A 13039-nucleotide genomic window follows, 5' to 3' on the forward strand; every position below is an offset into this window, starting at 1 on the left:
ACCATGCAGCCATTTGTACATTTACATAGTCATACAGAGTTTAGTTTGCTGGACGGTATCAGTCGTTTGCCTGACATGGTACGTCGTGCGAAGGAGTTAAATCAGCCAGCCCTTGCCATTACAGACCACGGCAATATGTACGCAGCCATTTATTTTTATAAGGAATGTGTGGCCCAAGGCGTTAAACCGATTATTGGATGTGAAGTATATGTCACAGAAGGTAGCCGTCTTGATAAGCAGGAAGGTCGCAGCCGTGAACGATTAAAACATCTTATTCTATTAGCGGAGACCATGGAAGGGTATCGAAATCTAGTAAAAATCGTGTCGAAAGCCTCTACTGAAGGGTTTAATTATAAGCCTCGTGCAGACCGCGATTTATTGCGCCAATACAGCAAGGGCATTATTGCCCTCAGTGCTTGTATTCAAGGGGAGATTCCTCAGTATATTTTGCAAGATAATATGGAAGGCGCGAAGCGTTCTATCGAATGGTATATCGAGACGTACGGGAAGGATAGTTTCTTCTTAGAAATTCAAAACCATGGTTTACCAGAGGAGGCAAAGGCTCAAGAGGAGCTCATTAAGCTCAGCAAGGAATATGGTCTTGGCATCGTAGCATCTAATGACTTCCACTATGTCTTAAAAGAGGACGCAGATGCGCAAGATATTAAGGTATGTATTTCTACAGGCCGTCGCCGTGCTGAGGTGGACCGCTTAAAATTTCCGAATGATGAGTTCTATCTAAAATCTGGGGATGAGATGGCAGAGCTATTTGGACATATTCCTGGGGCCATGGAAAACACGTTAAAAATTGCAGACCGCTGTAATGTAGAGTTTAATTTCGATGAACATCATTTGCCGCACTTTGATGTGCCAGAAGGGGAAACGTCTAAGACCTATTTGCGTAAGGTTTGTGAACGGGAAATTCCACGTCTCTATGGTGAGACCTCTGAAGAGTTACAAAAACGTCTCGACTATGAACTAGATGTTATTGGCACCATGGGTTTTGAAGATTACTTCCTCATCGTATGGGACTATGTACGGTATGCCCGTGAACATGATATTTTAGTAGGTCCTGGTCGTGGTTCGGCGGCAGGTTCTGTAGTTGCCTATCTACTTGGTATTACAGGTCTTGATCCATTAAAATATGATTTGCTCTTTGAACGGTTCTTAAATCCAGAGCGGGTAAGCATGCCCGATATTGATATTGACTTCTGCTATGAAAAGCGTGGCCAAGCTATCGAATATGTAACGCGAAAATACGGACAGGAGCGTGTATCCCAGATTATTACCTTTGGTACTGAGGCTGCGCGTGCCGTAATTCGTGACGTAGGTCGTGTGCTAGACTTACCACTGGCGGAAGTGAACCGTATTGCTAAGATGATTCCCAATGAACTTGGGATTACCTTAGATAAGGCTCTGCAAGGCAAAGAATTAAAGGCTTTGTACGAAGCTGATCCAAATGTTAAAGAGTTATTTGATTTTGGTAAAAAACTAGAAGGCATAGCGCGAAATTCGTCCACTCATGCAGCGGGCGTCGTAATTTCCGCGAATCCTTTAGATGACCACGTACCAGTACAAAATGCCAATGATGATGGCTTTGTAACACAGTACGATAAGGATAACATCGAGGAATTAGGCCTCTTAAAGATGGACTTCTTGGGCCTCCGTACCTTGACGGTTATGGGGGATGCTTTAAAGCTCATCAAGGCGAACCGTGGTATTGATCTCGATTTAGATGCAATACCGCTCGATGATAAAGCGGCTTGTGATATCCTCACAAAAGGAGACACCTCTGGTGTATTCCAGCTTGAATCGGAAGGTATTACAAAGCTCGTTATGGACCTTAAGCCTGAACATTTTGAAGACTTAATTCCATTGGTTGCCTTGTATCGTCCAGGCCCATTGGGCTCTGGCATGGTAGCGGACTTTATCGACCGCCGTCATGGTAAAAAAGAGGTTACCTATTTACATCCTATCTTGGAACCAATACTAAAAGATACCTTTGGGGTAATCTTGTACCAAGAACAGGTTATGCAAATTGCATCCGCCATGGGCGGCTTCTCCCTTGGTCAAGCGGACTTGATGCGCCGCGCCATGGGTAAGAAAAAGGAATCTGTGCTAAAGGCGCAGCGCGAGTCCTTTATTCAAGGTTCCATAAATAATGGTATAGAAGAGTCCATTGCAAATGAAGTATTTGACTTGCTCGTATACTTTGCAGGCTATGGCTTTAATAAATCACATAGTGCGGCTTATGCATACATTGCGTACCAAACGGCGTATCTGAAAGCCCACTATTTCCCTGAGTTCATGGCTGCAACCATGACTAGCTTTATGCAAAACATGCAGAAATTGACGTACTATATCAATGCCTGCAAGAAGCATAATGTTAAGGTACTCGGTCCAGATATTAACTATTCTGAACGCAGCTTTGCCGTGCAAGGTGATGCCATTCGCTTCGGCCTTGGGGGTATCAAAAACGTAGGGGATAATGCCATTGATCGTTTGATTCGCGAGCGTAATGAACACGGCCTCTATACAGATATCGTAGATTTCTGTAAACGCGTGGACAATAAAGTTGTTAATAAACGACTTCTTGAAAGTCTCATTCGATGTGGCGCCATGGATGGTTTCAAGGAAAACCGAAACCAATTATTGCACATGTATGAAAGTGCACAAGCCGTTGGTGCTAAAGAGCAAAAGAATGCCGCTATGGGTACTATGAGTCTCTTTGGCGATATAGAGGAGTCCGTTGACTTCATCCCTGTACCGAATGTGGAGGATTTATCGGAAGATGATAAATTAAAGGATGAAAAGGAATATACAGGCTTTTACATTACAGGCCATCCATTGCAAGGCTATGCGAAGGAGCTAGAGGGCCTATTTGAACTGGGGGCTCTCGTAGAAAATCCAGAGCAATACGATGGTCAAACCATAACCTTTGGCGGTTTGATTGAAAATAAGACGGACCGCATGACGAGACGGAATGAGGTTATGTCCATTCTTCGAATCGAAGATTATTCTGGTGCGGCTAACGTAGTGGCATTCCCTAAGGTCTTTAGTCAAAGTCAACAGTTCCTTGCGATCGATATGATCGTTAAGGTAAAAGGCCGCGTTGATGCGGATGAAAAGGGTGTGCAAATTATTGCAGACCGCATTATGCCGTTAAAGGTAAACTATAGTCAGGCTAAGCATGTGGCCATTCATATTTATAGCCAATATGACACGCCAGAAAATAGTGAAGCCTTAAAACGGCTGTTAACAAACACCGCAGGCTCTGTGCCAACATCACTATATTTGCACCGTCAACGGAAGCGCATTAACTTGCCACCGAACATGTGCTTTGATCCTAGTGATGCATCTATCAAGGCTATTGAAGCTATCTTAGGTGATGGATCCGTAGAGGTGCAATAATAAATAGCTTTCACCAACATTACTACAATAAGAAGTGAAAGATTCAATATAGAAATTGCTTTCATAGGAGGAAAGATGAAACGTACAAAAATCGTATGTACTGTAGGTCCGGGAACGGATAAATTTGGTATTTTAGAAGATATGATGCGAGCGGGCATGAACGTGGCTCGTTTTAATTTCTCTCACGGATCTCATGAAGAGCAAGCCGAGCGCATGCAAATGGTGCGCGATGCGGCGATGATCGTCAATAAACCAATCGCATTATTGCTCGATACGAAAGGTCCTGAGGTTCGTCTTGGCCTATTTAAAGAGGGCAAGGTATTCCTTGAGGCAGGTCAACAATTTACGTTGACTACCGATGATGTGGAAGGCACAAAAGAGCTTAGCTCCGTGAACCACAAAGGTCTTGTTGGCGACGTGTCCGTTGGGAATAAAATCCTCTTGGCTGATGGTCTTGTAACACTTAACATCGATGCCATCGAAGGGAATAACATCATTACTACCGTTCAAAACAGTGGTGAAATCGGTAACCGTAAACGCGTGGCTGTGCCAGGTGTAGCGCTTAGCTTGCCTCCTGTATCTGAACAGGACGAAGCGGACTTGCGCTTTGGCTGTCAACAAGGTGTAGACTTTGTAGCCGCATCCTTTATGCAACGCGGTAAAGATATCGTAGCCATCCGTCGTATTCTTGAGTCTGAACAAAAGGATATTAAGATTATCGCAAAAATTGAAAATGCCGAAGGCGTTAAAAATATTGATGAAATCTTGGAAGTAGCAGACGGACTTATGGTTGCGCGTGGTGACCTTGGTGTAGAAATTCCTGCAGAAGAGGTACCGGTTCTACAAAAGATGATGATCGAAAAATGTAACAACTTGGGTAAACCAGTTATTACGGCTACACAAATGCTTGAATCTATGATTCAAAATCCACGTCCTACACGTGCGGAAGCAAGTGACGTAGCTAATGCTATTTTGGACGGCACAGATGCCATCATGTTATCTGGTGAAACGGCAAACGGCGCATACCCTGTAGAGGCAGTTACAACTATGACTCGTATTGCAGAGGTAACAGAAAAAGCCTCTATTTACGACAGCAAAAGCCGTGCTCGTCAAGATGACGACATGACTACTACAAGTGCTGTATGTTTAGCGAGTGTGCGCATTGCTCAAAACCTTGGGGCTGCAGCTATTTTGACGTGTACTGAATCTGGACATACTGCACTTAGCGTGGCACGACACCGCCCAGATTGCAAAATTATTGCCGTTACACCTCATGAGGAAACAATTCGTCGCATGCAATTGTGCTGGGGCGTAGAGGCTATCAAAGGCCATGAAATCATCAACTCTGATGAAATGGTAAAACAAGCCATTACAGGTGCTCTTGGCACTGGTGCCATCGAGTCTGGTGATCTCGTAGTTGTTACAGCAGGTGTGCCATCTGGTGCAACAGGTACTACAAATATGATTCGCGTTCACATCGCGGGCCAAGTACTCTTGTCTGGTAATGGTATTTTACGTAAATCCGTAACAGGTAATGTTTTCATTGCGGCTAATCATAAGGGCAATTATGAAAGCTTCAAAGATGGCGACATCCTTGTGGTGGGCACAATGGAGCCTGAATTGATGTCTGTTGCAAAAAGAGCAGGCGGTATTATCGCTGTAGAGGATGGTTATACCTCTGACAGTGCTATTGCTGGCATTACCTATGGCATTCCTGTAATCTTAGGCGCTAAAAACGCTCATGACGTACTCCTTGAAGGTCAAGAGGTAACAATCGACGGAGAACGTGGTAAGGTGTTTGCTGGCATTGCTAATGCTCGATAGTTAGGGATAATAATTTTATAATATAGGGACTGCCTAATCTCGTGACGGGAGTAAGTGACGAAATATAGGCTGGTCAAAATATGAATGCTTAATACAAGGAGTGAGACTATGAATCCATATAATGTAACAGGACCTAGTAATTCTCAAGTTGCTCAGGTTGAAAGTATTGTATCCCAACGTATGAAGGGATCCTTCTTGTGGATGGTTGTAGGTTTACTTACGACTATCGGTGTTGGAGTGGCTGCGTTGGCAAATCCAAACTGGCTACGCTTTGCATACGAAAACTTTAATATTATTCTATTAGTTGAACTAGGCGTAGTATTCCTATTTAGTGCTCGTGCGTATACGGCCAATGTTATGACTTTAAAAGGCATGTTCTTCCTCTATAGTGCATTGAATGGCCTTACATTGACCTTAATATCGTTGCGATATAATGTATTTGAAGTAGTTATTCCCGCGTTAATCGGCACGTTAGCGTTCTTCATTGGCTTTGCCGTGGTAGGGGCTACTACGAAACGTAATTTGTCATCCCTAACACCATATGTAATGGCTGCCTTACTTGGTATGATCATCGTATCTTTTGTGATGATAGGGGCTCGTTATTTTAACTGGGCTGTACTTAGTGGCTTTAGTGACACTGTTAGCTTAGTTCTAGGTTATGTAGGGGTTGTAGTATTCTCCATCTTTACAGCTATCGATGTGAACCGCATTAAAAATAATGTGACACAAGTAGCTCTTATGGAGGATGAAACAATTCTAGACCGCATTGAAATCACAGGTGCTTTGAGCCTATATTTAGATTTCATTAACTTATTCTTATCCTTATTGCGCATCTTTGGTAATAAGCGATAAAAGGAGATTGTATGGATAATAGAGAATGGCAAACCTTTGTAACCGTTGTGGATGAAGGGAATATTACAAGGGCTGCAGAAAAATTATTTTTATCACAACCGGCTTTAAGCTATCGGTTGCGCCATATGGAAAAAGCCTTAGGCCATTCTCTGTTGTTGCGAACTGCTGAAGGGATTGCTCTTACGGCACAAGGCGAAATTTTTTATGACTACTGTAAAAGAATGATGCAAGATCAAGAGGCCTTAGAAAATGCTATGAATTCCGCTTCTGGTAAGATTCAAGGGACCTTAAAAATCGCATCATCCATCAATTTTGCAGACTATGAACTACCAGCTTTACTGAAATCATTTCGAGAGCAATATCCGGATGTGCATATTCAAGTTAAGACTGCTTTCAGCCATCAAGTAGTAAAAATGTTTAATTCTGGTGACTGTATGGTTGCCTTTTCTCGTGGTGGCTATGAAGTATCTGGTAAATCTGAATTACTATTGGAGGAACCGTATTGTTTGGTTTATAAAGAATTAGTACCACCTGAGTCGTTAGAGAAGGTACCATTCATTAAATATCAAACAGATGCGTCTGTAGCAAACATTATTGAAACGTGGTGTGCTGAGCATTTTGAAGAACCACCGAGTGTTGCGATGGATGTAAATTCTATGAGTACGTGTCGTCACTTTGTACGCGCCGGCCTTGGATGGTCTATTTTGACCTATATGGGCCTTGGATCTTGTAAGGATAGAGATATATATGTAAGTCCATTGCGTAGCAAAGATGGGACCTATATCACTCGTGATACAAATATGGTATATACAAAGGATACGGAAAATCTTGTTGTAGTTAAAACATTCATTGAATATGTTCGCGATTACTATAAAAAACATACTGTTGTAGATAATAGTATTTTTAGAGAATATAAAGGATAGATTATACAAATTGAGTCTATATAAGGCTTTATAACTGTCTATCCATGCTATTTCAGTATTAGACTTTTTCGATATAATCAGTCATAATAAAGGTGTCTCGAAAGAGCAAGGCAGTAACCATGTAAGTGCATGTATACCCCCTTTGGGGACGTATACATGCATTTTTTTCATTTTGGGCTGCAATTCTATGCTTAAAATGCATAAAAAGTATGAATAGTAGATATAAAAGTTTTTATAACCCCTATAAAGGTAATCTATTATTCATAATTCTTTTAAGCATATATAATGAGTGTAGACTTAATCAATGTAACTGACGTCGCGAGCAGTTAGGTTGTTAAAGACTAGATGATTTTATGTATGCCTAAGTTAGTTAAGAAAGGTAAAGACACACATGAAAGACAAATTATGGCGCGTTGCCGTTATGGCTGCCATCGTCGCAATCGCATGGTTTGGTGGCACACCAGAAGGCCTCAAACCACAAGTATGGCAATTATTTGGCATTTATTTAGCAACTATCGTGGGCTTGGTATTAAAACCATTCCCAGTTCCTATTACGGTATTATTAGGTGTTGCTACATCTTCTATTTTATTGAGCAACACAAAAGATGTATTAGCTGGTTACAGCAATACAGCATTATGGTTGATCTTCGCAGCCTTCGCATTATCCGTTGCGTTTGGTAAAACTGGCCTTGGTCACCGTATCGCTTACCACTTAGTTCGATTGTTTGGTAGCACAACACTTCGTCTTGGTTATGTAACTGCATTCCTTGACTTAATCTTGTCTCCAGCAACTCCATCCAACACAGCACGTGCAGCAGGTATTGTTTATCCAATCAACTTATCTATCGCTGAAGCGGTTGGTTCATATCCTGGTGAAACTGCTAAAAAAGCAGGTGCTTACCTCTTACAGAATGGTTACTTTGCAACAAAGGTAACATCTTTCCTATTCGCTACAGCAATGGCACCAAATTACTTAGCACTTGATTTCATTACTAAATTAACAGGTGTATCCTTGAATTGGGCACAATGGGCTGCAGCTATGTTTGTACCTGGTTTTATCATGTTAATGCTAATACCACTTATTGGTTATATGTATGAGCGTCCATCTGTAAAAGATATTGACAATAAGAAAATTGCGGCGGATGGTTTAGCTGAATTAGGACCTATGAAAGCGTCCGAAAAAGGCCTTATCGTTATCGCACTTCTTGCAATCACTGGTTGGATTCTACCAACATTTGATATTAAAATCGATGCTACCGCAGTAGCTATCGTAGCCATGATTGCTACATTTGTATGTGGCATTATTTCTTGGGATGATTTGCTTAAAACAAAAGCTGCTTGGAACACATTGATTTGGTTCGGCGGTATCTTGGGCTTATCCTCCGCATTGACTAAAGGTAAATTCTTCGAATGGTTGGCTAAATACTTAGAAGCTCATATGAACTTTGGTTTAGATCCATTCATGATGCTTATCCTTATCTCTATTATTTCCGTTGTAGTTCGCTATTTCTTCGCATCTGGTACTGCATACATCTCTGCAATGCTTCCAGTATTCTTGATTGTAGGTATTAACGCAGGCATCGATCCTACATTACTTGCGTTCATCATGATTGGTACAAATGCGTATGGTGGTTCCGTAACTCACTACGGTGCAGCTCCTGGTCCAATCATCTTCTCCGCTGGTTACAACAATGTAAAAGACTGGTGGACAGTTGGTCTCATCTCCGCCGTTGTATGTTTAGTATTGAACTACGTAATTGGTATCCCTTGGTGGAAAATTACTGGTTTCATGTAATATGAAACTTTCACTATGGAGTGTTAGAATTTAATTGTTAGTATTCAATGTCTGTATATGGCTCTCGCGACGAGCCTGTACAGACTTGGGTTTTATAAATGTTTCACAAGGAAAGGATGCAACATGGCACAATTAGTAAAAGCTGCACAAGCTGGCTTCGACGAAAAAAATGATGCATTAGTAACGGTTGAACCGATTGCTAGCGGTATCGAAATTGAATTAACATCCAAAGTTATCCGCCAATACGGCGACCAAATTAAATCCGTTATCTTAAACACAGTAAAAGAAGCTGGTTTTGATGGCGTAAAAGTAATTGTACAAGACAAAAATGCTTGGGATTACACAATTAAAGCTCGCGTATTAGGCGCATTGGAAAGGGGGAGCAAAGCATAATGGCTAACGATAAAACATTCCCAGAAGTTAAAACAAATCCATTAACAGAGGCTGCTAAAAAACGCTTGTCTCGTTCCATGATGTTCGTACCTGGTAATACACCTAAAATGATTAACAGTGCTGACATTCACGGTGCTGACTCCATCATGATCGACATCGAAGATTCCGTGCCTATTACAGAAAAAGATACAGCTCGTCTTTTAACTGCAGAAGCATTGAAATCCCGTAAATTCCGTGCAGAAACAGTTGTACGTATCAACCATCCTACACAAACTCCTTATGGCTATGACGATCTTGATGTAATCGTTCCAGCTAAACCTGATATGATTCGTTTACCTAAAACTGAAGATGTTTCTGAAGTTGAAATCGTAGCAAAGAAAATTGAAGAAGTAGAAAAAGCTAACGGTTGGCCAGAAGGTACAATCAACATTATCGTAGCTATCGAATCCGTTCGTGGCTTGTACAATGTTCGCGAAATCTGTCACGGCCCTCGCGTAGTAGCTATCGCTCTTGGCGCTGAAGACTACCGTGCTGACCTTCGTACAGGTAAACATAAACCAGCTGTTGAATTGTTGTTCGCTCGTCAAACAATCCTTCATGCAGCACGCGAAGCAGGTATCCGCGTAATCGATACTGTATTCTCTGACGTGAAAGACCCACAAGGTTTCCGCGAAGAAGTTGAATTCATTAAAGCTTTGGGTTACGATGGCAAATCTTGTATCCACCCAAGCCAAATCAAAATTATCCACGAAGTATTCACTCCTGACGAAAAAGAAATCGCTCATTCTGTTAAAGTATTGAACAGCTATGCAGATGCATTACGCAACAATAAAGGCGTAATCTCCGTAGATGGTAAAATGATCGATGGTCCTATCGTAGTTCGTGCACAACGCGTAGTTGATAAAGCACGTGCAGCAGGCATTAAAGTTGAATTAGAGGAAGGAGCAGAATACGATGTTAAATAAAGTAGGTCGCGATATCCCAACAAATATTCCAGCACTAGAAGGTCGCGAAGTATATCAAGGTGAATTCGCAATTGAACCTAAAGCTCATCGCGCAGGTAAACCTGTACACATGAGCCGTGTTGGTACAAATAAAGTACTTGCTTCTATCGATGAAGCAATCGAAAAAGCTGGCGTAAAAGATGGTATGACATTGTCCTTCCATCATCACTTGCGCAATGGCGACTATGTAATGAAAATGGTTATGGAACGCGTTCAAGCAAAAGGCATTAAAGACATTACAATCGCGTCTTCTTCCTTGTCCCCATGCCATGAATTCTTGGTAGAAATGATTCAAGATGGTACTGTAACAGCTATCGAAACATCTGGCTTGCGCGATCGTCTTGGTAAATTCTTAACTCAAAACCCAGGCGTATTAAAACGCCCTGTAGTAATTCGTTCCCACGGTGGCCGTGCTCGTGCTATCGAATCTGGCGAAGTTCATATCGACGTGGCTTTCATGGCTGCTCCTACAGCTGACCCACGTGGTAATGCTACTGGTCGTATGGGTAAATCCGCATGCGGTGCGCTTGGTTATGCTAAAGTTGACTCCCACTATGCAGATACAACTGTTATTATCACAGATAACTTGGTTGACTATGTACACAACTATGCAATCCCTCAAACTGACGTAGATTATGTTGTTGAGGTTGAAAGCATTGGTGATCCAGAAGGTATCGCTTCTGGTGCGGTAGGTTTCACTAAAAACCCTATCCAAATTAAAATTGCTGAATTAGCTGGTGAATTCCTTGACCAAGCTGGCATCATTAAAGATGGTTTCGTATTCCAATTGGGTGCTGGTGGTGCTCCATTAACTGTAGCAAAATTCATCGCTGAAAAGCTTCGCAAACGCGGTGAAGTAGGTGGCTTCGCTATCGGTGGTGCTACTGGTATCTTGACTGGTATGCTTGAAGAAGGTTTGATTCGTGCTATTTACGATACTCAAACATTCGATACAACTGCAGCAGCATCTTTAGATAAAAACCCTGCACACATCGAAATGTCTGCTTCCATGTACGCTAACCCATGGACAGACTGCACTACAAACTACTTAGACGTAGTATTCCTTGGTGCTACTGAAATCGATCTTGATTTCAACGTAAACGTAATGACTGACTCCAACGGTGTATTGATGGGCGCTTCTGGCGGTCACTCCGATACAGCAGCAGGTGCTAAATGCACAGTTATTACTTGCCCATTGATCCGTGGCCGATTGCCAATGATCCGTGACAAAGTAGCAACTGTAATTACACCAGGCTCCTCTGTTGACGTTCTCGTTACTGAATACGGTATCGCAATCAACCCAGCTCGTACTGATTTGATTGAACGCTTCAAAGATAGCAACTTGCCTATCTTCACAATTGAAGAATTACAACAATTAGCATTTGACTTAGTAGGTAAACCACAAGATATCCCTGTATCTGATAAAGACGAAGATATCATTGCAATCGTAGAATATCGCGATGGCTCTATCATCGACGTGGTTCGTAAACCTCTATAATTGATTGGTAATCGGCGCATATCACTATAACTATAGTGATGTCACTATCGCTTTACCAGTCCTCACTGATTAGTGACTATAAAGACCCTCTCCATAGTTCTCGGACTTATGGAGAGGGTCTTTTGGTATTTTAATAATACTTTAGTGCTCACTTTTAAAATATTCATAATATTTAATGTGGTAAAAATGGTACATAGATATAGTTATACTTTTACCATAGCAAGATTGGGGAGCTTTAGGAGGTAGTTTCTATGTATCGATGTATTGCTAATTTAGAGATTGACCTAGATGGATTACGTGAGTTTTATAGTGAAGTAGATGAATATGAAACATTAAATATGTACCAAATAATATCAGCATGGTTACAGGATGATTTAGATGGACCTAATCCAGAAAAGACCGTATTTGGTGTATCAGAGTATGCCTTAGACTGGATGTCTGTGTTACCTGGAGATATTTCTTATCGAAACCTATTTGATATGGAAAGCTGTAAACGAGGCAATTGTTTTGAAAGTATTGATTATTTATATAGTGTGTTGTATTATATCTTTGAAGATGATAATCCTATTGATGACGGGCAAACTATTGCAGGCTTAGAAAATGGAGATATGAATCCAGATATTAAATGGAAGGTTCAATATGAGGACTCTTTAATTCAACGTGTTCGAACTGTTATAGATATTAATATGGGAGAATACGCATCTGGTACTCGTTAGTTATTAATCGATGAAAGGTGTGAGCATTATGAGTGATCAACGTGTTTTTGACATGGAACTTGTGAAAGTTGAAAGTCTAGAGAAAGCTGTTAGGACACCATTTTATGAAACTGATTCCACAGGTGGTTCAGTATGGGTTATTAAACCTGGGCAAACCTTACCAAAGCATTACCATCATAACTCTGATGATATATGGGTTATATTGCAAGGTAAGGGGGTATTTTATCCAACGCCTGATACAGAGGTGCCTTTTACAAAGGGACAAGTTATAGTATCTAAAAAGGGTGAATGTCATGGCGCAAAAAATACTGGGACAGAAGATGTTATCTTTGTAAGTATCGTTGCTCCTATGCCTGCTGATTATGATCCTGTTAGTACAAATTAATATGAAAGCACTTTATAGTATTTTCTTATCTTGTGATAGAGATATATTTATACTATAAAGTGCTTTTTGTTTTATACAGTCATTCCTAGCAAATATCCTTTTTCTATTTTTAAAGGCTATTATTTTGGTGTTACTATTCCTATTTGTTATTTCTATATTCTATATAATTCCATTGACAGAGGACTTTTGTTTTCTTAAGATAGTAAGGTATGTAATATCTTAAGTAGTAGAAAGGAAT

The 13039-nt window shown here is 41.1% G+C and carries 10 protein-coding genes; all 10 read left to right on the plus strand.

What is annotated here, in order from left to right; all coding sequences use genetic code 11:
- Window positions 1-3: 3 nt before the first annotated feature.
- The 10 genes from LKD20_RS04820 to LKD20_RS04865 all read left to right on the plus strand — a co-directional run bounded on the left by LKD20_RS04820 (window position 4) and on the right by LKD20_RS04865 (window position 12801).
- Window positions 4-3411, plus strand: coding sequence for a DNA polymerase III subunit alpha (locus tag LKD20_RS04820; RefSeq protein WP_227721044.1), 3408 nt, complete (start codon window positions 4-6; stop codon window positions 3409-3411).
- Between the two features lie 75 nt (window positions 3412-3486).
- Window positions 3487-5235 carry a pyruvate kinase gene (gene pyk, locus LKD20_RS04825; protein ID WP_227721045.1) on the plus strand — a complete coding sequence of 583 codons (1749 nt, stop codon included), beginning with the start codon at window positions 3487-3489 and terminating at the stop codon, window positions 5233-5235.
- Window positions 5236-5343: 108 nt separating this feature from the next.
- On the plus strand, window positions 5344-6087 hold the full coding sequence (locus LKD20_RS04830; RefSeq protein ID WP_227721046.1) for a Bax inhibitor-1/YccA family protein: 744 nt from the start codon (window positions 5344-5346) through the stop codon (window positions 6085-6087).
- Window positions 6088-6098: 11 nt separating this feature from the next.
- A complete protein-coding gene (locus LKD20_RS04835) occupies window positions 6099-7010 on the plus strand; it encodes a LysR family transcriptional regulator (protein WP_024066727.1) in 912 nt (303 codons plus the stop codon).
- A 391-nt stretch (window positions 7011-7401) separates the two neighbouring features.
- Complete coding sequence (locus tag LKD20_RS04840; RefSeq protein WP_060924528.1) at window positions 7402-8805, plus strand: DASS family sodium-coupled anion symporter; 1404 nt, start codon at window positions 7402-7404, stop codon at window positions 8803-8805.
- Window positions 8806-8928: 123 nt separating this feature from the next.
- The gene (gene citD / locus LKD20_RS04845; RefSeq protein WP_005385629.1) at window positions 8929-9198 is read left to right on the plus strand and encodes a citrate lyase acyl carrier protein; all 270 of its coding nucleotides are present in this window, start codon (window positions 8929-8931) and stop codon (window positions 9196-9198) included.
- Window positions 9198-10163 (plus strand): HpcH/HpaI aldolase/citrate lyase family protein, encoded by a 966-nt coding sequence (locus LKD20_RS04850; protein WP_004695279.1) that lies wholly within the window; start codon window positions 9198-9200, stop codon window positions 10161-10163. The genes citD and LKD20_RS04850 overlap by 1 nt, the downstream gene beginning before the upstream one ends.
- Window positions 10153-11700, plus strand: coding sequence for a citrate lyase subunit alpha (gene citF, locus LKD20_RS04855; protein WP_060924527.1), 1548 nt, complete (start codon window positions 10153-10155; stop codon window positions 11698-11700). The genes LKD20_RS04850 and citF overlap by 11 nt, the downstream gene beginning before the upstream one ends.
- A 434-nt stretch (window positions 11701-12134) precedes the next feature.
- Window positions 12135-12416, plus strand: a complete 282-nt coding sequence (locus tag LKD20_RS09640) for a DUF4261 domain-containing protein (protein WP_432049332.1) — start codon at window positions 12135-12137, stop codon at window positions 12414-12416.
- A gap of 28 nt (window positions 12417-12444) precedes the next feature.
- Window positions 12445-12801, plus strand: coding sequence for a cupin domain-containing protein (locus LKD20_RS04865; protein ID WP_227721048.1), 357 nt, complete (start codon window positions 12445-12447; stop codon window positions 12799-12801).
- The last annotated feature ends 238 nt before the right edge of the window (window positions 12802-13039 follow it).

Origin of the sequence: Veillonella fallax (genome assembly GCF_020687175.1) — a bacterium.
Classification (GTDB): domain Bacteria; phylum Bacillota; class Negativicutes; order Veillonellales; family Veillonellaceae; genus Veillonella; species Veillonella fallax.